Annotated in this window: 29 protein-coding genes and 1 pseudogene; 19 read left to right on the forward strand and 11 right to left on the reverse strand. The window is 72.3% G+C overall.

Annotation, left to right across the window (positions count from 1 at the left end; genetic code table 11):
* Positions 1 to 31: 31 nt before the first annotated feature.
* The 12 genes and pseudogenes from ACA361_RS18565 to ACA361_RS18620 all read left to right on the forward strand — a co-directional run bounded on the left by ACA361_RS18565 (position 32) and on the right by ACA361_RS18620 (position 8,449).
* Positions 32 to 1,417: a hemolysin family protein gene (locus tag ACA361_RS18565; protein WP_375013266.1), complete on the forward strand. Its 1,386-nt coding sequence runs from the start codon at positions 32 to 34 to the stop codon at positions 1,415 to 1,417.
* Complete coding sequence (locus ACA361_RS18570; RefSeq protein WP_375013267.1) at positions 1,414 to 2,436, forward strand: CNNM domain-containing protein; 1,023 nt, start codon at positions 1,414 to 1,416, stop codon at positions 2,434 to 2,436. The genes ACA361_RS18565 and ACA361_RS18570 overlap by 4 nt, the downstream gene beginning before the upstream one ends.
* A gap of 31 nt (positions 2,437 to 2,467) precedes the next feature.
* Positions 2,468 to 2,701: a helix-turn-helix domain-containing protein gene (locus ACA361_RS18575; protein ID WP_366617308.1), complete on the forward strand. Its 234-nt coding sequence runs from the start codon at positions 2,468 to 2,470 to the stop codon at positions 2,699 to 2,701.
* Between the two features lie 5 nt (positions 2,702 to 2,706).
* The gene (locus ACA361_RS18580; protein WP_375013268.1) at positions 2,707 to 3,249 is read left to right on the forward strand and encodes a Clp protease N-terminal domain-containing protein; all 543 of its coding nucleotides are present in this window, start codon (positions 2,707 to 2,709) and stop codon (positions 3,247 to 3,249) included.
* A gap of 113 nt (positions 3,250 to 3,362) precedes the next feature.
* Positions 3,363 to 3,860 (forward strand): Clp protease N-terminal domain-containing protein, encoded by a 498-nt coding sequence (locus ACA361_RS18585; protein ID WP_375013269.1) that lies wholly within the window; start codon positions 3,363 to 3,365, stop codon positions 3,858 to 3,860.
* A gap of 71 nt (positions 3,861 to 3,931) precedes the next feature.
* The gene (locus ACA361_RS18590; RefSeq protein ID WP_375013270.1) at positions 3,932 to 4,861 is read left to right on the forward strand and encodes an RNA-guided endonuclease TnpB family protein; all 930 of its coding nucleotides are present in this window, start codon (positions 3,932 to 3,934) and stop codon (positions 4,859 to 4,861) included.
* Between the two features lie 12 nt (positions 4,862 to 4,873).
* Positions 4,874 to 5,113, forward strand: a pseudogene (locus ACA361_RS18595) (zinc ribbon domain-containing protein); the annotation flags it as partial.
* Between the two features lie 136 nt (positions 5,114 to 5,249).
* On the forward strand, positions 5,250 to 6,302 hold the full coding sequence (locus ACA361_RS18600; protein ID WP_375013271.1) for an NAD-dependent epimerase/dehydratase family protein: 1,053 nt from the start codon (positions 5,250 to 5,252) through the stop codon (positions 6,300 to 6,302).
* 18 nt (positions 6,303 to 6,320) lie between these two features.
* Positions 6,321 to 6,788, forward strand: a complete 468-nt coding sequence (locus ACA361_RS18605; RefSeq protein ID WP_375013272.1) for a peroxiredoxin — start codon at positions 6,321 to 6,323, stop codon at positions 6,786 to 6,788.
* 86 nt (positions 6,789 to 6,874) lie between these two features.
* Positions 6,875 to 7,255, forward strand: a complete 381-nt coding sequence (locus ACA361_RS18610; RefSeq protein ID WP_375013273.1) for a VOC family protein — start codon at positions 6,875 to 6,877, stop codon at positions 7,253 to 7,255.
* A gap of 19 nt (positions 7,256 to 7,274) precedes the next feature.
* The gene (locus tag ACA361_RS18615; RefSeq protein ID WP_375013274.1) at positions 7,275 to 7,904 is read left to right on the forward strand and encodes a LysE family translocator; all 630 of its coding nucleotides are present in this window, start codon (positions 7,275 to 7,277) and stop codon (positions 7,902 to 7,904) included.
* Between the two features lie 62 nt (positions 7,905 to 7,966).
* A complete protein-coding gene (locus ACA361_RS18620; RefSeq protein ID WP_375013275.1) occupies positions 7,967 to 8,449 on the forward strand; it encodes a MarR family winged helix-turn-helix transcriptional regulator in 483 nt (160 codons plus the stop codon).
* 123 nt (positions 8,450 to 8,572) lie between these two features.
* On the opposite strand, the gene ACA361_RS18625 is transcribed toward ACA361_RS18620, so the two are convergent.
* Positions 8,573 to 9,889 (reverse strand): ferric reductase-like transmembrane domain-containing protein, encoded by a 1,317-nt coding sequence (locus tag ACA361_RS18625; protein WP_375013276.1) that lies wholly within the window; start codon positions 9,887 to 9,889, stop codon positions 8,573 to 8,575.
* A gap of 123 nt (positions 9,890 to 10,012) precedes the next feature.
* Between ACA361_RS18625 and ACA361_RS18630 the strand changes: the two genes are divergently transcribed.
* Positions 10,013 to 10,894 (forward strand): LLM class flavin-dependent oxidoreductase, encoded by an 882-nt coding sequence (locus ACA361_RS18630; RefSeq protein ID WP_375013277.1) that lies wholly within the window; start codon positions 10,013 to 10,015, stop codon positions 10,892 to 10,894.
* On the opposite strand, the gene ACA361_RS18635 is transcribed toward ACA361_RS18630, so the two are convergent.
* The gene (locus ACA361_RS18635; protein ID WP_375013278.1) at positions 10,895 to 11,536 is read right to left on the reverse strand and encodes a TetR/AcrR family transcriptional regulator; all 642 of its coding nucleotides are present in this window, start codon (positions 11,534 to 11,536) and stop codon (positions 10,895 to 10,897) included.
* A gap of 75 nt (positions 11,537 to 11,611) precedes the next feature.
* Between ACA361_RS18635 and ACA361_RS18640 the strand changes: the two genes are divergently transcribed.
* Positions 11,612 to 12,019, forward strand: coding sequence for a RidA family protein (locus ACA361_RS18640; protein WP_375013279.1), 408 nt, complete (start codon positions 11,612 to 11,614; stop codon positions 12,017 to 12,019).
* 27 nt (positions 12,020 to 12,046) lie between these two features.
* On the opposite strand, the gene ACA361_RS18645 is transcribed toward ACA361_RS18640, so the two are convergent.
* The gene (locus ACA361_RS18645) at positions 12,047 to 12,175 is read right to left on the reverse strand and encodes a hypothetical protein (RefSeq protein ID WP_375013280.1); all 129 of its coding nucleotides are present in this window, start codon (positions 12,173 to 12,175) and stop codon (positions 12,047 to 12,049) included.
* Between the two features lie 82 nt (positions 12,176 to 12,257).
* On the opposite strand from ACA361_RS18645, the gene ACA361_RS18650 reads away from it, so the two are divergent.
* Positions 12,258 to 12,416 (forward strand): DUF397 domain-containing protein, encoded by a 159-nt coding sequence (locus tag ACA361_RS18650; protein ID WP_375013281.1) that lies wholly within the window; start codon positions 12,258 to 12,260, stop codon positions 12,414 to 12,416.
* 126 nt (positions 12,417 to 12,542) lie between these two features.
* Here the strand turns inward: ACA361_RS18650 and ACA361_RS18655 are convergent, their stop codons facing one another.
* Genes ACA361_RS18655 through ACA361_RS18665 form a run of 3 tightly spaced genes read right to left on the reverse strand, consistent with a single transcriptional unit; the run spans position 12,543 to position 14,137 of the window.
* Positions 12,543 to 13,382: an alpha/beta fold hydrolase gene (locus ACA361_RS18655; protein ID WP_375013283.1), complete on the reverse strand. Its 840-nt coding sequence runs from the start codon at positions 13,380 to 13,382 to the stop codon at positions 12,543 to 12,545.
* Positions 13,383 to 13,439: 57 nt separating this feature from the next.
* A complete protein-coding gene (locus tag ACA361_RS18660; protein ID WP_375013285.1) occupies positions 13,440 to 13,661 on the reverse strand; it encodes a helix-turn-helix domain-containing protein in 222 nt (73 codons plus the stop codon).
* Positions 13,661 to 14,137: a DUF2975 domain-containing protein gene (locus ACA361_RS18665; protein ID WP_375013286.1), complete on the reverse strand. Its 477-nt coding sequence runs from the start codon at positions 14,135 to 14,137 to the stop codon at positions 13,661 to 13,663. The genes ACA361_RS18660 and ACA361_RS18665 overlap by 1 nt, the downstream gene beginning before the upstream one ends.
* A 144-nt stretch (positions 14,138 to 14,281) precedes the next feature.
* Between ACA361_RS18665 and ACA361_RS18670 the strand changes: the two genes are divergently transcribed.
* The gene (locus ACA361_RS18670) at positions 14,282 to 15,118 is read left to right on the forward strand and encodes an alpha/beta fold hydrolase (RefSeq protein WP_375013287.1); all 837 of its coding nucleotides are present in this window, start codon (positions 14,282 to 14,284) and stop codon (positions 15,116 to 15,118) included.
* Here the strand turns inward: ACA361_RS18670 and ACA361_RS18675 are convergent.
* Positions 15,090 to 15,962: an alpha/beta hydrolase gene (locus ACA361_RS18675; protein ID WP_375013288.1), complete on the reverse strand. Its 873-nt coding sequence runs from the start codon at positions 15,960 to 15,962 to the stop codon at positions 15,090 to 15,092. The genes ACA361_RS18670 and ACA361_RS18675 overlap by 29 nt on opposite strands.
* Positions 15,963 to 16,036: 74 nt before the next feature.
* On the opposite strand from ACA361_RS18675, the gene ACA361_RS18680 reads away from it, so the two are divergent.
* The 3 genes from ACA361_RS18680 (at position 16,037) to ACA361_RS18690 (ending at position 17,501) form a co-directional block, all read left to right on the forward strand.
* Positions 16,037 to 16,738: a TetR family transcriptional regulator gene (locus ACA361_RS18680; protein ID WP_375013289.1), complete on the forward strand. Its 702-nt coding sequence runs from the start codon at positions 16,037 to 16,039 to the stop codon at positions 16,736 to 16,738.
* A gap of 65 nt (positions 16,739 to 16,803) precedes the next feature.
* Entirely contained in the window at positions 16,804 to 17,292 is a 489-nt protein-coding gene (locus tag ACA361_RS18685; protein WP_375013291.1) for a cupin domain-containing protein, read from the forward strand.
* A gap of 38 nt (positions 17,293 to 17,330) precedes the next feature.
* A complete protein-coding gene (locus ACA361_RS18690; protein ID WP_375013292.1) occupies positions 17,331 to 17,501 on the forward strand; it encodes a hypothetical protein in 171 nt (56 codons plus the stop codon).
* A gap of 4 nt (positions 17,502 to 17,505) precedes the next feature.
* Here ACA361_RS18690 and ACA361_RS18695 read toward each other — a convergent pair whose 3' ends face one another.
* The 4 genes from ACA361_RS18695 to gndA all read right to left on the reverse strand — a co-directional run bounded on the left by ACA361_RS18695 (position 17,506) and on the right by gndA (position 22,804).
* Positions 17,506 to 18,306, reverse strand: a complete 801-nt coding sequence (locus tag ACA361_RS18695; RefSeq protein WP_375013294.1) for a carbon-nitrogen hydrolase family protein — start codon at positions 18,304 to 18,306, stop codon at positions 17,506 to 17,508.
* A 16-nt stretch (positions 18,307 to 18,322) separates the two neighbouring features.
* Positions 18,323 to 20,836, reverse strand: coding sequence for a DEAD/DEAH box helicase (locus ACA361_RS18700; protein ID WP_375013296.1), 2,514 nt, complete (start codon positions 20,834 to 20,836; stop codon positions 18,323 to 18,325).
* Between the two features lie 178 nt (positions 20,837 to 21,014).
* On the reverse strand, positions 21,015 to 21,329 hold the full coding sequence (locus tag ACA361_RS18705) for a hypothetical protein (protein WP_375013297.1): 315 nt from the start codon (positions 21,327 to 21,329) through the stop codon (positions 21,015 to 21,017).
* A 47-nt stretch (positions 21,330 to 21,376) separates the two neighbouring features.
* The gene (gndA, locus tag ACA361_RS18710) at positions 21,377 to 22,804 is read right to left on the reverse strand and encodes an NADP-dependent phosphogluconate dehydrogenase (protein WP_375013299.1); all 1,428 of its coding nucleotides are present in this window, start codon (positions 22,802 to 22,804) and stop codon (positions 21,377 to 21,379) included.
* Between the last annotated feature and the right edge of the window lie 27 nt (positions 22,805 to 22,831).

Genomic DNA, 22,831 nt, shown 5'->3' on the forward strand with positions numbered 1-22,831 from the left:
GCCCGAGCACGGAAGGGAGCGTCGGAGGCCGGTGGACGTCGCGCTGGGGTTGCTGGCCGTTTTCGTGCTGACCGCGGCGACCGGCTGGTTCGTCGCGGTCGAGTTCGCCTTCGTCACCGCGGACCGCGTCGAGCTGGAGCAGCGGGCGCGGGAGGGCGACGCGAAGGCCGCCCGCGCCGTGCGGGTGATGGAGCGGCTGTCGTTCATGCTGTCGGGCGCGCAGCTGGGCATCACGGTGACCGCGCTGGTCGTCGGGTTCATCGCCAAGCCCGCGCTCGCCGACCTGGTCGCGCCCGCGCTGGAGGCGGCCGGGGTACCGGCGGCGGCGGTCGGCGGGATCGCGGTCGCGGCCGGGTTCGCGCTGGCGACGATCGTCCAGATGGTGCTGGGCGAGCTGTTCCCCAAGAACCTGGCGCTGGCGAAGGCCGAGCCGATGGCGCGGGCGCTGGCCCGTTCGGCGCTGGTCTACCTCACCGTCGCGGCGCCGCTGATCCGGCTGTTCGACGCGGCCGCCGACCGGCTGCTGCGCGCCGCCGGCATCGAGCCGGTCGAGGAGCTGCACCACGGCGCGACGCTGGAGGAGCTGGGCCACATCATCGGCGAGTCGGAGGAGGAGCTCCAGGAGGGCCAGGCGGACCTGCTGGGACGCGCGCTGGCGTTCTCCGACCGTACGGCCGAGGAGGTCATGGTGCCCCGGGTGGACGTGGTGACCGTCCCGGACACGGCGTTCGCCGCCGAGCTGAGCGAGGTCATCACCGCGCACGGGCACAGCCGCTACCCGGTCGTCGGCGCCGGCGTCGACGACGTGATCGGCGTGGTGGGGCTGGAGGAGCTGGTGCGGGTGCGGCCCGAGGACGCGGGCCGGACGCGGGTGCGCGACATCGCCCGGCCCGCGCCGCTGGTGCCGTGGACGCTGCCGCTGCCGGAGGTGGTCGCCCGGCTGCGCGGCGGGGACGGCGGGGACGGCGCGGACGGCGACGGCGGGCCCGGCCCCGACAGCGCGGTGGCCTGCGTGGTGGACGAGTACGGCGGCTTCGCCGGCCTGATCGCCTGGGAGGACGTGGCCGAGGAGCTGGTCGGGGAGATCGCCGACGAGAGCGACCCGGACGAGGACCTCGCCATCCGCAACGGCGACTGGTGGACCACCGACGCCGGGCTGCGGGTCGACGAGGTCGCGCACGAGACGGGCATCGCGCTGCCCGAGGGCGACTACGAGACCGTCGCGGGGCTGCTGCTGAAGCTGCTGGGCCGGGTCGCCGAGCCGGGCGACACGGTGACCGTCGACCTGGCCCCGGTACGGGCCGGCGACCCGCCGCGCCGGGCCGTGGTCGAGGTGCTGTCGGTGCACCGCCGCGTACCGGAGACGATCCGGCTGCGGCGCGTTCCGGCCGCCGGTCCCGGGGAGGACGGCGGATGAACCTGGCCACCGGGATCCCCCTCACCGCCGCGCTGCTGGCGGCCAACGGCTTCTTCGTCGCGGCCGAGTTCGCGATGGTGGCGGCCGCGCGGCCGCGGCTGGAGCGCGCCGCCGCGCGCGGCAGCCGCACGGCGGCGTCGGCGGTGGGGGCGATCTCCGAGCTGTCGCTGACGCTGGCCGGGGCGCAGCTGGGCATCACGATGTGCTCGCTCGGCCTGGGGCTGGTGTCCGAGCCGCTGATCGCCGAGACGCTGACGCCGCCGTTCCACGCGCTCGGGCTGCCGGAGTCGGCGGCGCACGCGGTGGCGTTCGTGCTGGCGCTGGGCCTGGTGACGTTCCTGCACATGGTGGTGGGCGAGATGGCGCCCAAGTCGTGGGCGATCATCCGGCCGGAGCGGTCGGCGATGATCCTGGCGGTGCCGTTCCGGGCGTTCACCACGGTGGTGCGGCCGGTGCTGGCGGCGCTGAACGCGACCACGAACCTGCTGCTGCGGATGCTCGGCGTGCCGCCGCGGGACGCGATGAGCGTCTCGCGCACGCCCGACCAGCTGCGCAACCTGGCGGTGGAGTCGCGGCGGCTCGGCCTGATCGAGGAGACCGACCTGCACCTGCTCACGGCCGCGCTGGACGCGCCGCGCGCGCCGCTGGCGGGCCTGGTCGTCCCGGTGGCGGACGTGGTGGCGCTGCCGCCCTCGGCGACCCCGCAGGACATCGTCGAGGCGTCGGCCCGTACCGGGCGGCTGCGGCTGATGCTGCGGGGCGCCGCGGCGGGCGAGCCGCCGCTGATGGTGCACGTGCGGGACGCGTACCTGGCGCGGGCCCGGGGGCTGGACACCACCGCGCGCGGGCTGGCGCACCCGGTGCCGGAGCTGGCGGCCCGCACCCCGGTCGCCGAGGCGGTCGCGACGCTGCGCGCCCGCCACAGCCATCTGGGGCTGGTCCGCGACGACGCCGGCCGGATCGCCGGGCTGATCAACCTGGACGACCTGCTCAGCACCCTGATCGTCAACCCAGATTGACACCCGGGCTCTGTCAACCTACATTGACAGCATGGCTGATGGAGTGAAGCTCGCCGAAGAGGCGGGCAGCCGGGACCCCGCGATCGGGCTGCGGGCCGTCCGCGCGCTCCGCGAACTGGCCGAGCGCCTGGAGGCGCTCCAGGTCGCCAGCGCGCGCGAGAAGGGCTGGTCCTGGCAGGAGATCGCGGTCTGCCTCGGCGTGAGCCGGCAGGCCGTCCACAAGAAGCACGGCGGCGGCCGTGGGATCCTGAAGAAAGAGCGGTGACGGGGATGTTCGAGCGATTCACCAAGGAGGCCAGGAACTCGGTCGTCCAGGCGCAGGCCGAGGCCCGCGCCCTGGCGCACCGGACCATCGGGCCCGAGCACGTCCTGCTCGGCCTCCTCGACGGCGGCGGCCCCGCCGCCCACGCCCTCCGCGACCACGGCGTCTGGCCGGTCGCCCTGCGCACCGCCGTCGCCCGCCGCGCCGGCACCGGCCCGCTCGACGCCGAGGCCCTCCGCACCCTCGGCATCGACCTGGACGCCGTCCGCGAGGCCGCCGAGGAGACCTTCGGCGAGGGCGCCCTCGACGCGCCCGCCGGCCGCTTCCGCAAGGGGCACATCCCGTTCACCAGGGACTCCAAGAAGGCCCTGGAGCTGTCCCTGCGGCACGCCGTCCGGCTCAAGCACGACCGCATCGCCGACGGGCACATCCTGCTCGGCCTCCTGCACGACGAGGGCTTCGCCTCCGCGCAGATCCTCACGGACATGGGCGTCGACCTCGACGGCCTGCGCGGCGACATCACCCGCATGCTCGACGCCGACGCCGCCTGACCCCGGCCGGGTCCGCACCGCGAGTTCGCGCCGGGGGCCGTTCCATGATTGTTTTGGCGGGCGCCCCGGCCGGGGCGCCCGCCGACGGCGGCCATGAGGCAGAGGGAGCGAGGATGGCGCTGAAGACGGAAGCGGTCATGCGGTTCACCCGGCAGTTGCGGATGGCACTCGTCCGCGCCCAGAACGAGGCCCGGGCCCTGTCCCGGCCGGCGATCGGGACCGAGCACCTCCTGCTCGGCATGTACGAGACCGGCACCGCGGCCACGGTGCTGGCCGAGCACGGCCTCCAGCCCGACGCCGTACGCGCCGCCGCCGCCCGCCGGGCGCCCGCCGCGCCGCCCGGCTCCGCGCCTCAGGGGCACCTGGGCTGGACCGGGAACGCCGCCCAGGCCCTCGACCTGTTCGAGCAGTACTCCCTCCGCTTCGGCAGCCCCGACGCCATCGACAGCGGGCACGCCCTCCTCGCCCTCACGCACGACGGCTTCACCTCCGCCCAGGTCCTGGCGGACCTCGGCGTGGACATCGCGGCCTTCCGCTCGGCCGTCAGCCGCAAGCTCATCGTGAACGCCCCCGTTCCGCCGGGCCAGGGGGCGGAGCCGGGAGCCGTTTAGAGGCACGGACGGTCCCATCAACAACGCGATAACGTCCCCTCTTCGATAAGTACGGGCCTAGTATCGGGCCCATGAAACTGGTGGTACAGATCAGGCTGCTGCCGTCCCCCGAGCAGGCGGCAGCATTAGCTGAGACTCTGCACACCTGCAATAAGGCAGCCAATATGGCCGCAAAAGTCGCTTTTGAGCGGAAAGTGTTCTCGCGTGCCCGGCTGCAGCGAACTCTTTACACCGAGGTGAGGGCACTAGGACTGTCAGCACAGCCTGCGCTTCACGTGATCCGCAAGGCCGCCGACGCCTACGGCGTCCTCCATGCTCAGATAGAAGCCGGACACCTAGGAAAGAACGGCTCCGCCCGCCGAACCAAGGCAGAAAGCAAGCCGATCACCTTTCGATCGAACGCCGCGCATCCCTTCGATGATCGCTGCCTCTCATGGCAACCAGATGCGCGCACGGTCTCGATCTGGACCACGCGCGGCAGGATGAAGCATCTCCGTTTCACGGGAGAAGCATCACGAATCAAGGTCTTGACCGAATGCCGCCAGGGCGAAAGCGACCTGATACACCGTGACGGCAAATGGTTCTTGATGGCCACCTGCGAGGTCCCGGAGGCACCTCTCAATACTTGCCCCAACGACTGGATCGGAGTCGACCGAGGTATCGCCAACCTCGCTACCACCAGTGATGGCGACCACCACCAAGGCCACGGACTGGAACGCTATCGACGCCGCATGGCCCATGTACGCGCCCAACTGCAAGCAAAAGGCACCAAGTCCGCCAAACGAAAACTCAAACAGCGTGCACGCCGGGAAGCACGGCACGCAGCGCAAATCAACCACATAATCACCAAGATTGTAGTGGCCGATGCCCAACGCACCGGACGCGGTATCGCTCTGGAGGATCTCCAGGGTATCCGCGACCGGGTACGGCTCACGCGGCACCAGCGGGCCTCACTCTCATCTTGGCCGTTCCACCAACTAGGTGAATTCTTCGCCTATTAAGCACGCCGTGCTGGTGTGCCAATACTGACGGTAGACCCGGCCTACACTTCCCAGACATGTCCACGCTGCAGGCACGTCTCCCGAAAGAACCGTCCCGTGCGGGACACCTTCCACTGTGTGGTTTGCGGGCTCGCTGGCTCGGCCGATCACATCGCCGCCGTGAACGTCACCAGACGGGCACGCACGGCGTGGGCTTTCGTCAACACGCCCCATGCGGCCATGTCACCGTCCTCGGGTGAAGGGCAGTCATGAGCAGCAAGCTTGCCTCCAACTCCCAGAGACAGGCAGTTGACCCCCGGCAAAGTCTTCGGCGACCCGGCCGCCTGAGCCGCATGCCGGGCGGCCTGCCGGGTAAGGCGACGCGCAGACCTACCTGGGGAGGCACACCATGCGCGTCGTGGTCGTCGGCGCGACCGGCAACGTCGGCACCAGCACCGTCCAGGCGCTGGCCGCCGATCCCGCGATCACCTCGATCAGGGGGCTGGCCCGCCGCCGCCCCGAACTGGAGATCGACAAGACCGAGTGGGCCGTGGCGGACGTGCGCGGCACCGACCTGGTGCCGCACTTCCGGGGCGCGGACGCGGTCGTCCACCTGGCCTGGCTGTTCCAGCCGACGCACGCGCCCATGACCACCTGGCGAGCCAACGTGATCGGCAGCTCGCGCGTCTTCGCCGCCGTCGGGGAGGCGGGCGTCCCCGCCCTCGTCTACTCGTCGTCGGTCGGCGCGTACTCCCCCGGCCCCAAGGACCGCGCCGTCGCCGAGACGTGGCCCACCCACGGCTGGCCCGCCGCGTCGTACGGCCGCGAGAAGTCGTACGTCGAGCGGCTGCTGGACATCTTCCAGGCCGAGCATCCCGAGTGCCGCGTCGCCCGGCTGCGCCCCGGCTTCATCTTCAAGCGGGAGGCCGCCGCCGAGCAGCGCCGGCTGTTCGCGGGGCCGTTCCTGCCCGGACAGCTGGTCCGGCCCGGCCTGATCCCGGTCGTTCCGGACATTCCCGGGCTGCGCTTCCAGGCCCTGCACTCCGCCGACGCGGGGCAGGCGTTCCGGCTCGCGGTGACCGACGAGGACGCGCGCGGCGCGTACAACATCGCCGCCGAGCCCGTGATCGGCGTCGACGAGCTGGCCGAGCTGCTCAAGGCCCGCAAGCTCTCCCTGCCCGCCCGCGGGGCGCGCGCCGCCCTGCGCGCCGCCTGGACGCTGGGCATGGTCCCCGCCTCGCCCGACCTGCTCGACCTGGCCCTGCACATCCCCGTCATGGACACCTCCCGCGCCCGCGCCGAGCTCGGCTGGGCGCCCGAGCACACCAGCATGGACGCGATGCGCGCGTTCCTCGGCGGGCTGCGCAGCGGCGCCGGCATGGCCACGCCGCCGCTGGCCCCGGAGACGAGCGGCCCGTTCCGCCTCCGCGAACTCCTCACCGGCGTCGGCCGCCGCCCCTAGGGGCACTAGGGTGCCGGCATGCGCACCGTCCCCGAGGTCGGCACCGAGGCCCCGGACTTCACCCTGCCGGACCAGAACAACCGGCAGGTGACGCTCTCGGCCTTCCGCGGAGTACGCAACGTACTCGTCGTCTTCTACCCCTGCGCCTTCTCCGGGATCTGCACCGGCGAACTGTGCGCCGTGCGGGACGACATCGGCACCTTCCAGAACGACGGCACGCAGATACTCGGAGTCTCGGCCGACCACGTCTTCGCCCTGAAGGCGTGGTCACTGGACGAGGGCTACTCGTTCCCGCTCCTGTCGGACTACTGGCCCCACGGCGAGGTGGCCGACCGCTACGGCGTCTTCGACCGGGACCGCGGCATGGCCCTGCGGGGCACGTTCCTGGTCGACAAACGGGGAACGACGAGGTTCACCGAAGTCCACGCCCCGGCCGAGCCCCGCGACCAGGACCGGTGGAGAGAGGCCCTGGCGGCCCTGGAGTGAGGGCCCTTGACCTCAACCGCGGTCGAGGGCGCACGCTCTGAGGTGGAGCGGCCCGGAACCGCCGGGCCCTGGCCCAGGAGGTTCACATGTCCATCCGCCTCGACCACATCATCGTCCCGGCCAGGGACAAGAAGACCTCGGCCGAGTTCCTGGCCCGGATCCTCGGCCTTGAGACGAAGCCGCAGTTCGGCCCGTTCATCCCGGTCACGACCGGGAACGGCGTGACCCTCGACTTCATGGACTCCGACGACTTCCGCCAGCACCACTGCGCGTTCCTCGTCCCGGCCGCCGAATGGGACGCGATCTTCGCCCGGATCGAGGAGTCCGGCGCCCGCTACTACGCCAACCCCGACGGCAGCGGCGAGGGCGAGATCAACACCCGCGACGGCGGCCGCGGCGTCTACTTCGACGACCCCAGCGGCCACGCGATGGAGGTGCTGACCGTCCCGTACGGCGGCTGGTCCTGAACTGTGCGATGATCTTGGAATGCCGATCGACCCGCACCTCCTCGCCGCGTTCACCCTGGCCACGATCGTCGCCATGGTCACTCCCGGCCCGGACATGCTCTTCGTCCTCGGCTGCGGCGTGCGGGGCGGGCCGCGCGCCGGCCTGCTCGCCACCGCGGGCGTGATCACCGGCGACGCGATCTACGTCGCCGTGGCCGCCGCGGGCCTCGCGGCGCTCCTGACGGCGGCGCCGGTGGCGTTCACCGTCGTCCGGATCGCCGGCGCCGCCTACCTGATCTATCTGGGCGTCCAGCTGATCCGCCGCCGCGGCGCCGGCGACGGCGACGGCGCCGCGGGCGGCGGGCTCTCGGGCCGCCGGGCCTACGCCAACGGGCTGGTGTCCACCATGGCCAACCCGCAGACGATCACGTTCACGGTGGCGTTCCTGCCGCAGTTCATCGATCCGGCGCTGGGGCCGGTCTGGGTCCAGTTCGCCATCCTCGGCGCCGTCATGATCGCCCTGGAGGCCCTGGCCGACGGCGCGGTCGGCGTGCTCGCCGGCCGCATCGGCGGCTGGCTGCGCTCGCGCCGCACGATCCGCCGCCGCGTGGACGCCGCGACGGGCGGCGTGTTCATCGGCCTCGGCGTGACCCTCGCCACCGAGAGCTGACGCGCATTACCCGTACAGTTCGCTCTACGAACTGCACGCCTTTCCGGTGCTACCCTGACCGGGTGGGAAAGCCTTCCGACGGCCCTTTGGGGGTCGTGTCCGCGCTGGTCCGCTCCACCTTCCTGGTGAACGCCGTGTACGCCGAGTCGGCCCGCGAGCACGGCGTGACCGCGCAGCAGGGCCAGCTGCTGTGCGTGCTGATGGCGCGGCCGTACGGAATGAGCGAGCTGGGAGCGGTCCTGAGGCTGGCCAAGTCGAGCCTCACCGGCCTGGTGGACCGTACCGAGCGCAACGGCCTGGTCCGCCGCGAGCCGGACCCGCGCGACACCCGCGCGGTCCGGGTCACCCTCACCTCGCGGGGCGGCCGGCTGGCGGAGGCGTTCTACGCCGAGACCTGCCGCCGCGTCGACGAGCTCCCGTCCGGCCTCACCGCCGACGAACGCGAGACCCTCGCCGCCCTGCTGGCCCGGGTCGTCCAGGACAACGAGGTCCCCGTCGTCTTCGTGGAACGGAGCGAGGAGTCCACCGGCGACCGCGAGCCCTGAGAGCCCGCCGGGGCGTTCAGGCGTTCCGCGCGGCCGCGAAGACCAGTGCGGCGAGCACCAGCAGGGCGCCGATGAGGAAGACCGCGCGGGTGGTGTAGACGTGCCGCATCGGCGAAGCTCCGATCAGACGAAGACGAATCGTTCGGTGTGCACCTGTGCCGCCGGGACACCGGCGCCGGCCAGGGCGGACTCCATGGCGTCGAGCATCGGCGGCGGTCCGCAGATGAAGAACTGCATCCGCCGGTGCCGCTCGGGCAGCCACCGCCGGAGCAGCGCGCCGTCGACCCGTCCGCGTTCACCCGTCCAGTCCTGAGGCGGGTCTTCCAGTACGAGCACCAGGGTGAGGTCGAGGCGCTCCTCCAGGGCGCAGACCTCTTCGAGGAACGTGGTGTCCTCGAGTGTCCGGCTCGCGTAGAACAGGACGCAGGGCCGCCGGTCGCCGCGGTCGGCGAAGGTGCGGAGCATGCTGATGACCGGGCCGATGCCGACCCCGCCCGCGATCAGCACGAAGCCCGGCCCCTCGTTGCGGTCGGGGGTGAACACCCCGTGCGGGCCGTCCAGGTAGGCCCGGGTGCCGGGCCGCAGCTCCGCGACGGTCCCGGTGAAGTCGCCCAGCGCCTTGATGCTCATCTGCACGCTGCCATCGGCCTCCGCACTCGACGAGAACGAGAACGGGTGCTGGGTGAGGGCGAACGGCGAACGCCCCACCGAGATCCACCCGAACTGTCCCGGCGCGAAGCCGAACCCGTCATGGCCTACGGGGCGCAGGGTGATGGTCGTGGTCGCGCCCCGCTCGGCGTCGACCCGCGTGATCTCCCACGGCCGCCGGAGCCGCCGCACGGGCCGCACCACCCGCACCCAGACGATCAGGCCGACGAAGGCGGCCGTCATCACCGTCCACAGCGCCTGCTTCCACGCCGTGTCGACGTACCGGCCCACCAGGACGATGTGCGCGAGAGCGAACAGCACCGACGCGACGGCCAGCACCGCGTGCAGGCCGTGCCACACCTCGTAGCGCATGCGCAGCCGGCGCCTCCAGACGGAGGTGGCCATGATGGCCAGCAGGCACACCGTGGAAAGGACCGCGAACCGGGCCCGCCACGGCGCCGTGGCCGGATTGAACAGTTCGAGCACGCTCGCGTCCTGGACCAGCAGGAGCAGCGGATGGGCCAGGATGAACGCCGTCGCGACCCACGCTATCTGCCGGTGGAACCGCACCACCGCGTCCTCGCCGAAGGGCGCGACCATGTTCTGGAAGCGCGCGACGAGAGCGAACTGCAGCCCCATCATCGACAGCCCGATGAAGCCCAGCGCCACCGAGAGGTCGACGAGGAATCCGCCCGGGGGCGGTATCGCGCCGAGCACCGCGAAGACCAGGGGGACGACCGTCACGGCGACGTACACGCCGATCCAGAAGGCCCCTCTGACTGCCAGCGACATCGCGCGCCACCCTCCCTGCCCGGCTCGGCTCCCTGGGCGCAATACCCGGGCCGCGTCACCACTCCCCCCGCCGGGTCCAAAGCGAGCCCCAAGTCCGCATGAACCGGGGGCTATCGTCGGGGGATGAACGCATCGGAGCCGACGAAGCCGCGGATCGGCACGCTCATGTGGGCCGCGCAGTCCTGGCCGGAGACCGGCGAGCTGTGGCGCCGGGCCGAGGAGCTCGGCTTCGATACGGCCTGGATCTCCGATCATCTCGCCTGGCGGCGGATCACGCCCTGGTACGACGCGTACACCACGCTCGCCGCCGTCGCCGCGGTCACGTCGCGCATCCGGCTCGGGACGCTGGTGACCTCGCCGAACTTCCGCCATCCCGTACCGACCGCCCACGCCGCCAAGACCGTCGATCACGTCAGCGGCGGGCGGCTCGTGCTGGGCATCGGCGCGGGCGGCACCGCGCGCTCGTCCGATGCGGGCAGCCTCGGCGGCGACGACTGGACGCCCCGTGAACGCGCCGACCGCTTCGCCGAGTGGACGGACCTGCTCGACCGGCTCCTGCGCGGCCCCGAGACGACCTACGGGGGCGAGTACTACTCGGCGCGGGACGTCCTCAGCGGGCCGGGCTGCGTGCAGCGGCCGCGCGTGCCGTTCGCCATCGCCGCCACCGGGCCCCGCGGGATGCGGCTGGCCGCCCGCACGGCCGACATGTGGATCACGTACGGCGACCTCGGCGGCTCCGGCGACGCGGAGGCCGCCGTCCGGAAACAGCTCGCGGCCCTGGACGAGGCGTGCCGCGCCGAGGGCCGCGACCCCGGCGAGCTGCGGCGGCTGTTCCTGACGGGCTTCACCGACGAGCCGTGGCGCGCCTCGCTGGAATCGTTCCGCGACCTGGCCGGCCGGTACGCCGCCCTGGGCATCACCGACATCGCCGTCCACTGGCCCCGCCCCGACAGCCCGTGGGCCGCCGACATGAAGACGTTCGAGGCCATCGCCGCCGAGAACTGATCACACGCACGTACCGCCCTGGGGCGCCGCCGGAAGCGTTGATCCCCAGCCGCGCTCGACCGATCGGCGGCATCTCCCGGGGTCGTCGCCGGCGCTGACGAACTGCGCGGTCAGCATCGGGACGGCGTGGGTGAGCGCCTGGTGCGGCAGGGGGCCGGTGGCGACGAGTGAGGCGAGCCCGTGGCCGATCGCCCAGCTCCGTGTGGCCAGTTCCGGAGGGTCGACGTCGTCGCGGAAGCGGCCGGCCGTCTTGGCCCGTTCCACGGCGCGGACGAGGTGGTGCAGGGTGTCGTCCGCGGCGGCGGCGTCCTCGAGTTCGAAGCCCGCGTCGAACATGACGCGGTACAGGTCGGGATTCTCCAGGGCGTTGGCCAGGTAGGCGGCTCCCAGGGCGGCGAGGTCCCGCACGGGGTCCGCGGTCATCGGGACGGCCGCGAGTTTGGCCGCGAGGCGGGTGAAGCCCTCCTGGCGCAGTGCCTTCCACAGGCCGTCCATGCCGTCGAAATAGGTGTAGACGGCCATCGTCGAGACGCCGGTCCCGGCGACCAGCGCGCGGAGGGTGACCGGCTGCCGGGTGCGGAGCATGTGCGCGGCCCGGTCCAGCAGCCGGGACCGGACCGCCGGATCCTTCGTCCTCGCCATGGCACCACAATACATAACAACGCTATGCTTCGAGGAAAGCCGATCTTGCCGTACCCGGCGCGAGGAGGAGTGGTCATGGCCGTGACGCTGGTCAACCCCGACGGGCTGCCGAAGCCCGAGGTCTACCGTCAGCTGTCGATCGCCAGCGGAACGAAGCTGGTGTTCCTGGCCGGGCAGGTCGCCCGGGACGCCGAGGGCCGGCCCGTCGGCGCAGGGGACTTCGCCGCCCAGGTCGAGCAGTGCTACCTCAACATCGGCACGGCGCTGGCCGAGGTCGGCGGATCGTTCGACGACGTGGCGAAGCTGACCGTCTACGTCGTCGACTGGAGCCCCGAGAAGATGCCGCTGCTGGGCGAAGGGGTGAGCCGGGCGGCGGCGAAGCTGGGCGTCGACCCGGTCAAACCGATCACCCTGCTGGGCGTCGCGGCACTGGGCGAACCGGACCTCCTGGTGGAGGTCGAGGCCACCGCCGTCCTCGATTAGCCGCCTCGTTCGAGGTGGCCGGTCCGGTCAGGTGGCCTTGATGGTGGGCTCGTAGCGAACGGGGAAGTTGACCGAGTTGGCGATGAAGCACATCCGGTGCGCCTCGCCGTGAAGCTCGGCCGCCCGGTCGAGACGGCCGGGATCCGCGATGGTCACCTCGGGACGCAACAGCGCGCCGCCCCCGCGCGTTTACATGCGGATAAGGGGCGGGCTCCCGTCGAACTCCGCCCAGACGCGCATGCCGATTCCCGCGTCCGCGACGGCGCCGGCTGTGGGGCGGGTCGTGGCTGCTCGGGACTCCAAGGATCCAGAAGGGCCCGTCCTCTGCTTCGGCCGGGACGCGTGGGGCGCGTTCTTCACGCGGATCAAGGCCGGAGACTACGACCTCCGCAGCTGAACGGCCATAGCCGACGGCCGGGACGCGCAGCGTGTTGACTCGTGGCGTGTCGCCGTCCGGCGGGCGTGCAAGAGGGGCGACACGCCACGAGTCGACACGGCGGGGCGCGGGTGATCGAGGGGCGCGTCAGCCGGAGGGGTGCAGGAAGGTGTGCAGGGCCGCCGTGAGTTCGGCGGGGCGGTCTTCGGGGAGCAGGTGGCCGGCGTTGGCGAAGACTTCGAAGGCGGCGCCGGGGATGAGGGCCGCCAGCTCGCGGCCGCGATCGGGCGGGACCCAGGTGTCGTCGGCGCCCCAGCACACCAGTACGGGCACGGCGATGGCGGCGTAGCCGGGCTGGATGCGGTCGGTGTACGACCGGTCGGCGCGGCGCTGGGCGAGCTGGCGGTAGAACGCCGCCTGGCCGTCCGGGCCGAGCCACGGGGCCGTCAGGGCGTCCAGCACGACCGGGCGCAGGCCGGGCGAGCTGGCCGTGGCCACGTATTCGCGGAGCATGAGCCGGTGGAGGCGTTCCGGCAGGCGCCGGAAGACGTCGGGGTGCTCCCCCACCACGGCGAAGAACTCGCTGCCCCAGGGGGCGAGGGACACGGCGTCGACCAGGGCCAGGCGCCGGTACGGGACGCCGCGGTCCACGTGGGCGCCGAGCGCCACGGCGCCGCCGGAGTCGTGCGCGACAACGTCCGGAGAGGCCAGCTTCCAATGGTCGACCAGCTCGGTGAAGACGCCGGCGAGCGCGTCCAGGGAGAGGTCCTGGCCCTCGTGCTTGGCCGAGGTGCCGTAGCCGGGCAGGTCGAAGACGTACACCGAACGGGTCGCGGCCAGGGCGGGGGCGATGTCGCGCCAGATGAACGAGGAGAACGGCGTCCCGTGCAGCAGCACGACGGGGTGCGCGCCGGGATCTCCGAGGCGGTCCCATCGGACCTCGCCCAGGGTGCTGTCGTAGGCGTTGCGCAGAGTCCACTGGTCCATGCGGGAGCCTCTTCCCGTCGCGCCCGGCCGTACCCGGGGCACGGCGGGGAGCCCGTGTCAGGCGTCGGGGGCGGTGCCGTTCTCCCAGCGCAGCAGGTCCCCGGGCTGGCAGTCGAGCGCCTCGCAGAGCGCCGCGAGGGTCGCGAAGCGGACGGCCTTGGCGCGGCCGTTCTTCAGTACGGCCAGGTTGGCGGGGGTGATGCCGACGCGGTCCGCGAGCTCCCCCACGGACATCTTCCGCCTGGCGAGCATGACGTCGATGTCGACGACGATCGGCATCAGATCACCTCGTCCAGCTCGGCCCGCATCCGCGCCGCCTGGGCGAGCAGCATCCGCAGGACGAGCACGACGAGCGCGACCCCCAGTACCGCCACGACACCTCCGCCGATCAAGAGGACGATACCGGGCGCGACGGCCTCGCCGGGTGCCAGGAAGACACCGAGCAGGAACAGCAGGACGGCCGCCGCCACGATCGCGCCGATGACGATGTGCACGTACCGGAACGCGGCGTGGGAGAACACGGTCCCGCGCCGCACCATCGTCACCAGCCGCCACACGCAGACCAGGACGATCTGGGCCGTTCCGACGCCCAGGATCACGAGAATGAGGAACGCGGCGGGCGGGTACGCGAGGTCCTCGCCGATCCCTTCCAGGTCGCGGCCCAGCAGCGGCACCATCACCGCCTGGACGAACACCGAACCGGCGAGCAGCATCACGAGCACGGCGCGCAGCGCGAGGACCGTCAGCTTTCCCATCGTCTCTCCTACGATCGAGGCACGATCGAAATCTATCGAGAAACGATAGGCGAGGCAAGCGCTCACCCCGCACGGGCGGGACCGATTCCTTTTTCGTGCCGGGGCCGTCGTACGACCGTCAGCATCAAGGAACGGAGTACGACCATGCCTGAGACCGGCCACATGACGGACACGACGGTGACCTCCGCGGACGGGACGGAGATCGCGTTCGAGCGGCTCGGCAGCGGGCCGGCGGTCATCCTGGTGGCCTCGGCGCTCGCCGACCGGTCCGACGCCCGGCGGCTCGCGCGCCTGCTCGCGGCGGCCGGCCGCACGGTGATCAACTACGACCGGCGGGGCCGGGGCGCGAGCGGGGACGCGGCCGGGTACGCCGTGGAGCGCGAGATCGAGGACATCGCCGCGCTGATCGGGCACGCGGGCGGCCCGGCGGCGCTTTTCGGGAGCTCCTCCGGCGCGGTGCTCGCGCTGCGCGCCGCGGCGGCCGGACTGGACGTCGAACGGCTCGCGCTGTACGAGCCGCCGTTCGCCGTGGACGCGTCCGGGTTCGGGCCGCCGGAGGGCTTCGGCGACCGCATCGGGGCGCTCCTCGAACGCGGCGAGCACGGCCGGGCCGTCAAGGCGTTCATGACCGAGGCGCAGGGCATGCCCGCGTTGATGGTGAACGCGATGCGGCTGATCCCCGGCCCCTGGGCGGCGATGAAGGGCATGGCGCGGACGCTGCCGTACGACATCGCCGTCATGGGCGACACGCAGCGGGGCCGCCCGCTGGACCCCGCGGAATGGTCGTCGGCGGCCTGCCCGGCCCTGGTGCTGACCGGCGGGAAGAGCCCCGCCGGCTTCCACGCCGCCGCGCGGGCGCTGGCGGAGGTGCTGCCGGACGCCGAGCACCGTACGCTGCCCGGCCTCAACCACGGCGCGGTCGCGATGGCCCCGAAGAGGCTCGCGCCCGCGCTCAGCGCCTTTCTCTCAGGCGGGCGGTGAAGAACGCGATCTGGTCGGCCATGACCCGTTCCCTCGTCGCGGGGTCGTCGTAGAAGCCGAAATGCGTCCCGGGGTAGCGCTTCAGCTCGCCGTCCGGGGCGCGTTCGGCGAGCACGCGCGTCGTCTCCTCCGGCGTCTCGCGGTCGTCGGCGGCGATGCAGACCAGCAGCGGGACGCGGAGCCGCTCGGGGGCCGGGCGGTAGCGCGCCATCCGCAGGAACGCGCGCGGCGCGACGCTGTTGCGCCACAGGCCGCCGTCCCCGGACAGCGTCCTGATGTGCTGCTCGGCCTCGCGGGTCGCGACCACGGCGAGCGTGCCGGGCGCGCCCACCATCGGAATGTAGGACGGGCTCAGGCCGAGCCGCCCGCGCAGGGCGTCCCGGAGGATGGCGCCCTGGAGGCGGAGCGTCTGCCACGCCGTCCGGCCCTCGACCTTGCGCGGGAACCCGTTGAACGGGATCTGCGCGACCACCGCGGCGACGCGCGGATCGTCCGCTCCGGCGTTGATGGCGTGGGCGCCGCCGAGCGAGTTGCCCCAGAGCAGGATGCCGTCCGGGTCGATCTCCGCGCGCCCGCGCGCGTACGCGACCGCCGCCCGCAGGTCCTCCAGCTGGCCGTCGATGTCGGCCAGCTGCCGCGGCTCGCCCTCGCTCTCCCCGAAGTTGCGGTAGTCGAACACCAGGGCCGCGAACCCGGCGGCCGCGAACCCCTCCGCCTGCGGGAACAGCCGGTCCATCGTGCCGCTGAACCCGTGGCACAGCACCACGCACGGAACGCTCCCCGTACGGCCCTCCGGGAGGAAGAGCCGCCCCGCGCGCCCGTCGAAGGTGATGCGTTCCGCCATGCCGGACCTCCCCGTCCCCTTACCGATGGTCAGGAGATTAGCATCGTTTTAGACCAGCGGTAAGGGGAGTGCGAGTGACCGAGACGCCACGGCGGATCCTGGACGCGGCGAGCACCCTGTTCGCCCAGCGCGGCTACCGCGCGACCTCGATGCAGGCCATCGCCGACGAGGTCGGCATCACCAAGGCCGCCCTCTACTACCACTTCGGGTCCAAGGACGAGCTCCTGCGCGACCTCACCCTTCCCCTGCTGGACGAGCTGGAGGCCGTCCTCGCCGAGGCCGAGCGGCACGACGACCCCGAGACGGTGCGGCGCCGCGCCATCGAGGGCTACGTGGACGTCAGCCTCCGCCACCGCCAGACCCTCGTCATGCTCGTCCGGGACATGACGCTGCTCGTCCAGGCCCCGGTCGCGGAACGCTTCAAGGCCGTCCTGCTCCTGGCGAACGACCTGGTCTGCGGGCCCGACCGGCGCCTGGAGCGGCGCGTGCGCGCGGCCCAGGTGGTGGCGGGCCTGGGCGACCCCATCGTCGCCTTCCACGACGTGCCGGCGCCCAAACTCAGGCGCCTGATCCTGGACGGCGCGTGGACGCTCCTGGACGCCTCGCCCGAACCGTCCCGCCCCGCCGCCCGCACCGGCGGCGGCCGCCCGCCGGCGCTGACCGAGGCCCAGGCCGAGCAGGCCCGCGCCCTGCACGCCGCCGGCCACTCCCCGGCCGAGCTCGCCGCCCGCTTCGCCGTCTCCCGCGCCACCGTCTACCGAATTCTCAAAACTTAGTTCTGAGACGCAGGTTCTGAGACGTCCGGTTCCAGGCCGCGCGACGCCGTTCTAGGGTGGAACGCATGTCATATCCGGAGGCTCGTTATTTCGGCGATGAGGGTGAGACCAGCGGGGTGCTGCGGCGGGCCGACGCCGCTCCCGACCTGACGACGTCGACCACCGAGGTGCACTACCTCAGGACCGGTGCGTCGACGGACGGGAAGTTCGGGCTCTACCGGTGGGACATGGGGCCGCGGCCGTCCGGGCCGGCGCCGCACTTCCACCGGACGATCACCGAGTCGTTCTTCGTCCTCTCGGGGACGGTACGGCTGTACGACGGCAACGGGTGGGTGGACGCCAGGCCCGGCGACTTCCTCCACGTTCCCGAGGGCGGGATCCACGCGTTCCGCAACGAGTCGGGCGAGCCGGCGTCGATGCTGCTGATGTTCGCGCCCGGCGCCCCGCGCGAGGCGTACTTCGAGGGGATGGCCGAGATCGCCGCGTCCGGCCGTGAGCTCTCGGACGAGGAGTGGACCGAGTTCTGGCGCCGCCACGACCAGTACATGGTCTGAGCCTGTCGACTCCGGACATGTCCGTGCATGATGGACGCATGAGCGACGATCAGCACCCGGAGCGCGCGGCGGAGGCCAAGTGGCGGGCCCTGCCGCCGCGCACACCCCTGGAGGACCTGGTGGCCGGGCACGAGGTTCCGCCCACGCCCCAGGCCGTGGCCGAACCGGGCATCACCCCGCTGGACGAGGCCACCCGGTACCCGGTCTGACCGTCTAGAGCGGGGACACGCCGAAGCGGCGGAGGGTCAGGGCCGGGTTCTTCTTGCGGACCTCGGCGACGCGGGCGGCGGAGATCTCGCCGGCCGCGATGCCGGTGCCCTCGCCCAGGGACGCCACGGTCACGCCCATCGGGTCGACGATCATGCTGTTTCCGGCGCCGGTGGGGGCGCACTGGCCGGCGGCGGCGACGTAGATCGTGTTCTCGATGGCGCGGGCGCGGACGAGGGTGCGCCAGTGGTCCTCCTTGAGGGGGCCGGGCACCCAGGCGGCGGGCAGCGCGAGGACGTCGGCCCCGGCGTCGACCAGCCGCCGGGTGACCTCGGGGAAGCGCACGTCGTAGCAGGTCTGGAGGCCGAACACGACACCGCCGACCTCGAACGTCTCGGGCGCCGCCGCGGTGTCGCCGGGATGGACGAAGTCCGACTCGGTGTACCCGAACGCGTCGAACAGGTGCAGCTTCCGGTACGTCGCCGCGATCTCGCCGGACGGGGCCGCCGCGACGAGGGTGTTGGACGCGCGGCCCGGCACGTCCACGGTCTCGTTGACGCCGGCCACCACGTGGACGCCGTGCTCGCGCGCCAGCCGCAGGAGGCCGCTGACGAAGGGGCCGTCCAAGGGCTCGGCCGTCTCGGCGAAGCGCTCGTCCATCTTGGGCGCGGTGAACATCGCGTACTCGGGGAGGACCACCAGCCGCGCGCCGCGCCCGGCGGCGTCGGCCACCAGGCGGGCCGCGTCGGCGAGGTTGCGCTCCTTGTCCTGCCCGGGCGCGAGCTGCGCCACGGCGATCTGCACCATGTGTCCTCCTCGGTGGTCAGAGGCGGTCGACCGACACGACCTTGATGACGGCCTCGCCCGCCTCGTCGGAGCCCGCCAGGTCGACCTCGGCGGTGATGCCCCAGTCGCGGTGCCCCTCCGGGTCGTCGAAGACCTGCCGGACGCGCCACAGCGCGTCCTCGGGGACCTCCTCGATCTGCAGCAGCTTCGGGCCGCGCGCGTCCGGGCCGGTCCGGAGCTCGTCGTGCTCCTCCCAGTACCCCTCCATCGCCTCCCGCCAGCCGTCGGCGCCGAACTCGGGGTCCAGCTCGCCGAGGTCGCCGTACCGCTCCAGCGCGGCCAGCTCCACGCGGCGGAACAGCGCGTTGCGGACCAGGACGCGGAACGCGCGGGCGTTCGCGGTGACCTTGGTGACCCGCTCCTCGATGACCGCGTTCTCCGCGTCCGGCCCGTCGGCCGGGTTGGCGAGCTGCTCCCACTCGTCCAGCAGGCTGGAGTCGACCTGGCGGACCAGCTCGCCCAGCCACTCGATCAGGTCGATCAGGTCGTCGGTCTTGATCGACTCGGGGACGGTCTGCTGGAGCGCCTTGTACGCGCCCGACAGGTAGCGCAGCACCAGGCCCTCGCCGCGCGCCAGCTCGTAGTACGCGATGTACTCGGTGAACGTCATCGCCCGCTCGTACATGTCCCGCACGACGGACTTGGGCCGCAGCGGGTGGTCGCCGACCCACGGATGGCCGGCGCGGTAGATCTCGTACGCGGCCTCCAGCTCCTCTTCGAGGGGCTTGGGGTAGTCGACGTCCTGGAGCAACTCCATCCGCTCCTCGTACTCGATGCCCTCGGCCTTCATCTCCTGGACGGCCTCGCCGCGCGCCTTGTTGAGCTGCGCGGCGACGATCTGGCGCGGGTCGTCCAGGGTCGCCTCGATCACCGACAGGACGTCCAGCGCGTAGCTCGGCGAGGCCGGGTCCAGCACCTCGAACGCGGCCAGGGCGAACGTCGACAGCGGCTGGTTGAGCGCGAAGTCCTCCTGGAGATCGACGGTGATCCGCGCGTACCGGCCCTGCTCGTCCGGCTCGTCCAGGACCTCGACCACTCCCCCGGCCAGCAGCGACCGGTAGATCGCGATCGCCCGGGAGATGTGCCGGCGCTGCGCCGCGCGGTCCTCGTGGCTGTCGGTGAGCAGCCGCTTCATCGCCTGGAACGCGTTCCCGGGCCGGGCGATCACCGACAGCAGCATCGCGTGGCTGACCTGGAACCGGGACCTCAGCATCTCCGGCTCGGCCTCCTGGAGCTTGCGGAAGGTGTCCTCGTCCCAGCCGACGAAGCCCTCCGGCGGCTTCTTGCGCTGCACCTTGCGCCGCTTCTTGGGGTCGTCGCCCGCCTTGGCGAGGGCCTTCTCGTTCTCCACGACGTGCTCGGGGGCCTGCGCCACCACGTACCCGACGGTGTCGAACCCGGCCCGGCCGGCGCGCCCGGCGATCTGGTGGAACTCCCGCGCCCGCAGCCGCCGCACGCGGTGCCCGTCGTACTTGCTGAGCGCCGTGAACACCACGGTGCGGATCGGGACGTTCACCCCGACGCCCAGCGTGTCCGTCCCGCAGATGACCTTGAGGAGGCCGGCCTGCGCGAGCCGCTCGACGAGCCGCCGGTACTTGGGCAGCATCCCGGCGTGGTGGACGCCGATCCCGTGCCGGACGAACCGCGACAGGTTGCGGCCGAACTTCGTGGTGAACCGGAAGCCGCCGATCAGCTCGGCGATCCGGGCCTTCTCCTCCTTGGTGCAGACGTTGATGCTCATCAGCGCCTGCGCCCGCTCGATCGCCGCCGCCTGGGTGAAGTGCACCAGGTAGATCGGGGCCTTCCGCTCGCCCAGCAGCTCCTCGATGGTCTCGTGCAGCGGCGTGAGGCGGTAGTCGTAGATCAGCGGTACGGGCCGCTCCGCCGAGGTCACCAGCGCCGTGGGCCGCCCGGTCCGCCGCGTCAGGTCCTTCTGGAAGAACGTGACGTCGCCCAGCGTCGCCGACATCAGCAGGAACCGCGCCTGCGGCAGCTCCAGCAGCGGGATCTGCCAGGCCCAGCCGCGCTCGGGCTCGGCGTAGAAGTGGAACTCGTCCATGACGACCAGGCCGATGTCGGCCTGGGCGCCGTCCCGCAGCGCGATGTTGGCCAGTACCTCGGCGGTGCAGCAGATGATCGGGGCGTCCGCGTTGACGCTGGCGTCGCCGGTCATCATCCCGACGTTCTCGCGGCCGAACATCTCGCACAGGTCGAAGAACTTCTCCGACACCAGCGCCTTGATCGGCGCCGTGTAGAACCCGACCTCGTCGCGCCCCAGCCCCGCGAACAGCGCCCCGGCCGCGACCAGGCTCTTGCCCGACCCGGTCGGCGTCGCGAGGATCACGTTCGCGCCGGAGACCGCCTCGATCAGCGCCTCCTCCTGGGCCGGGTACAGCGTGATCCCGCGCCCGGACACCCATCGCTCGAACGCCTCGTACAGCGAGTCGGGATCGGCGTCGGTACCGGAGGGAAGCAGATCGAGAAGGTTCACCCCTCCATCCTGCCCCCGATCGCACACTGCCCGTACCGTCCCTGGCGATCAACGACCGCGGCCAGGCCGTCGGCCGCGCCACCTCCCCCGCCGGAGAGCTCCGCCCCCTCCTCTGGACCCTCCGCTGACCCCGTTGGCCCCGCTGGCTCCGCTGATCATGGTGGCCGACGGCCCGGCCTCAGCCGCGGTCGGCGGAGCCGGGCTCCTCGAAGAGGATCGCGTAGACGGTGAGGAGCACGGCGGCGGCGCCCAGGACCCAGTGGGCCGCCAGCCACCAGCGGTTGACCCATTTCGTGGCCACGGCGGCGATCAGGGGGATGGCCGTCAGGGCGCTGATGAGCAGGGTCAGGAAGCCGGCGATGGTGGCGCCCGGGTTGTTGTCGCTGCCGTCGCGCATGTGGACCATCTCGAAGCCCATGAAGATCAGGGCGAGCGTGAACGCGGAGGCGGCCACGTGCGCGGTGAGGTAGGCGATCTTGAGGACCTGGCTCATGCGCGCCCCCGCGGAGCCGGACTGCTGATCATCTCGGCAAGTACGGCTCAGGCCGGGGTCTCCGTCCGGTCTCCTCCCCACAAGGTGTGGAACGACCCGTCGCGGTCGGTCCGCCGGTAGGTGTGGGCGCCGAAGAAGTCGCGCTGGCCCTGCGTGAGCGCGGCGGGCAGGCGGTCGGCGCGCAGCGAGTCGTAGTAGGCCAGGGCCGTGGAGAAGCCGGGCGCCGGGATGCCGAGGCGCGCGGAGGTGGCGACGACGTTGCGCCAGGAATCCTGGGCGGCGCCGAGGGCCTCGGCGAAGTCGTCGTCGGTCAGCAGCGTGGGCGTCTCCGGGTCGCGCTCGTAGGCGGCGCGGATCCGGTCGAGGAAGCGGGCCCGGATGATGCAGCCGCCGCGCCAGATGGTGGCCATGGCGCCCGCGTCGATGTTCCAGCCGTACTCGGCGCTGCCGGCCTGGATCTGGTGGAAGCCCTGCGCGTACGCGACGATCTTGGAGGCGTAGAGGGCCTGCTCGATCGCCGCCGGAAGGCCGGCGGCGTCGGGCGCGCCCGACCGGGACGGGCCCGGCAGGCCGCGGGACGCCTCGCGCAGGCCGGCGTGGCCGGAGACCGAGCGGGCGAAGACGGCCTCGGCGATGCCGCCCACCGGGACGCCGAGGTCGAGGGCCGACTGGACGGTCCAGCGGCCGGTGCCCTTCTGCTCGGCCTGGTCGAGGACGACGTCCACGAACGGCTTCCCGGTGGCGGCGTCGGTGTGCGCCAGGACCTCCGCGGTGATCTCGATCAGGTACGACTCCAGCCGGCCGGTGTTCCAGGTCCGGAAGACCTCGGCGATCTCGGCCGGGGACAGCCCGGCGGCGTGCCGCAGCAGGTCGTACGACTCGGCGATCAGCTGCATGTCGGCGTACTCGATGCCGTTGTGGACCATCTTCACGAAGTGGCCGGCGCCGTCGGGGCCGACGTGGGCGCAGCACGGCGTCCCGTCGACGTGCGCGGAGATGTCCTCCAGGAGGGGGCCGAGCGCCTCGTACGACTCGGGCGAGCCGCCGGGCATGATGCTGGGCCCGTTCAGGGCGCCCTCCTCGCCGCCGGAGACGCCGGTGCCCACGAAGTGCAGGCCGCGCTCGCGGAGGGCGGCCTCGCGGCGGCGGGTGTCGAGGTAGTGGGCGTTGCCGCCGTCGACGATCATGTCGCCGGGCTCCAGGAGGGGCGCGAACTCCTCGATCACCGCGTCGGTCGGTTCGCCGGCCTTCACCATGATCACCAGCCGGCGGGGCCGTTCCAGGGCGGCGACGAAGTCCTCGGGCCGTTCGGCCGGCACGAACGTGCCCTCACCGCCGAACTCCTCCACCAGGGCCTTGGTCCGGGCCGGGGTGCGGTTGTGCACCGCGACCGGATGGCCGTGCCGGGCCAGGTTGCGGGCGAGGTTGCGGCCCATGACCGCCAGCCCGGTCACACCGATGCGCGCCTTTTCCATGTGGATTCCTCCCTGATCGGGGCCCTA

The sequence above is a fragment of the Actinomadura sp. 21ATH genome (assembly GCF_041951345.1).
Lineage (GTDB): Bacteria > Actinomycetota > Actinomycetes > Streptosporangiales > Streptosporangiaceae > Spirillospora.

Excerpts from the sequence above, each read along its gene's own strand:
- ACA361_RS18705 (WP_375013297.1), bottom strand. The coding sequence starts at position 21,329 with ATGAGCCAGGTCCTCAAGATCGCCTACCTCACCGCGCACGTGGCCGCC.
- ACA361_RS18615 (WP_375013274.1), top strand. The coding sequence starts at position 7,275 with ATGCCGATCGACCCGCACCTCCTCGCCGCGTTCACCCTGGCCACGATC.
- ACA361_RS18685 (WP_375013291.1), top strand. The coding sequence starts at position 16,804 with ATGTCATATCCGGAGGCTCGTTATTTCGGCGATGAGGGTGAGACCAGC.
- ACA361_RS18590 (WP_375013270.1), top strand. The coding sequence starts at position 3,932 with ATGAAACTGGTGGTACAGATCAGGCTGCTGCCGTCCCCCGAGCAGGCG.
- ACA361_RS18580 (WP_375013268.1), top strand. The coding sequence starts at position 2,707 with ATGTTCGAGCGATTCACCAAGGAGGCCAGGAACTCGGTCGTCCAGGCG.
- ACA361_RS18660 (WP_375013285.1), bottom strand. The coding sequence starts at position 13,661 with ATGCCGATCGTCGTCGACATCGACGTCATGCTCGCCAGGCGGAAGATG.
- ACA361_RS18625 (WP_375013276.1), bottom strand. The coding sequence starts at position 9,889 with ATGTCGCTGGCAGTCAGAGGGGCCTTCTGGATCGGCGTGTACGTCGCC.
- ACA361_RS18610 (WP_375013273.1), top strand. The coding sequence starts at position 6,875 with ATGTCCATCCGCCTCGACCACATCATCGTCCCGGCCAGGGACAAGAAG.
- ACA361_RS18675 (WP_375013288.1), bottom strand. The coding sequence starts at position 15,962 with ATGGCGGAACGCATCACCTTCGACGGGCGCGCGGGGCGGCTCTTCCTC.
- ACA361_RS18605 (WP_375013272.1), top strand. The coding sequence starts at position 6,321 with ATGCGCACCGTCCCCGAGGTCGGCACCGAGGCCCCGGACTTCACCCTG.
- ACA361_RS18630 (WP_375013277.1), top strand. The coding sequence starts at position 10,013 with ATGAACGCATCGGAGCCGACGAAGCCGCGGATCGGCACGCTCATGTGG.
- ACA361_RS18665 (WP_375013286.1), bottom strand. The coding sequence starts at position 14,137 with ATGGGAAAGCTGACGGTCCTCGCGCTGCGCGCCGTGCTCGTGATGCTG.
- ACA361_RS18650 (WP_375013281.1), top strand. The coding sequence starts at position 12,258 with ATGCCGATTCCCGCGTCCGCGACGGCGCCGGCTGTGGGGCGGGTCGTG.
- ACA361_RS18640 (WP_375013279.1), top strand. The coding sequence starts at position 11,612 with ATGGCCGTGACGCTGGTCAACCCCGACGGGCTGCCGAAGCCCGAGGTC.
- ACA361_RS18690 (WP_375013292.1), top strand. The coding sequence starts at position 17,331 with ATGAGCGACGATCAGCACCCGGAGCGCGCGGCGGAGGCCAAGTGGCGG.
- ACA361_RS18695 (WP_375013294.1), bottom strand. The coding sequence starts at position 18,306 with ATGGTGCAGATCGCCGTGGCGCAGCTCGCGCCCGGGCAGGACAAGGAG.
- ACA361_RS18670 (WP_375013287.1), top strand. The coding sequence starts at position 14,282 with ATGCCTGAGACCGGCCACATGACGGACACGACGGTGACCTCCGCGGAC.
- gndA (WP_375013299.1), bottom strand. The coding sequence starts at position 22,804 with ATGGAAAAGGCGCGCATCGGTGTGACCGGGCTGGCGGTCATGGGCCGC.
- ACA361_RS18575 (WP_366617308.1), top strand. The coding sequence starts at position 2,468 with ATGGCTGATGGAGTGAAGCTCGCCGAAGAGGCGGGCAGCCGGGACCCC.
- ACA361_RS18635 (WP_375013278.1), bottom strand. The coding sequence starts at position 11,536 with ATGGCGAGGACGAAGGATCCGGCGGTCCGGTCCCGGCTGCTGGACCGG.
- ACA361_RS18570 (WP_375013267.1), top strand. The coding sequence starts at position 1,414 with ATGAACCTGGCCACCGGGATCCCCCTCACCGCCGCGCTGCTGGCGGCC.
- ACA361_RS18585 (WP_375013269.1), top strand. The coding sequence starts at position 3,363 with ATGGCGCTGAAGACGGAAGCGGTCATGCGGTTCACCCGGCAGTTGCGG.
- ACA361_RS18600 (WP_375013271.1), top strand. The coding sequence starts at position 5,250 with ATGCGCGTCGTGGTCGTCGGCGCGACCGGCAACGTCGGCACCAGCACC.
- ACA361_RS18655 (WP_375013283.1), bottom strand. The coding sequence starts at position 13,382 with ATGGACCAGTGGACTCTGCGCAACGCCTACGACAGCACCCTGGGCGAG.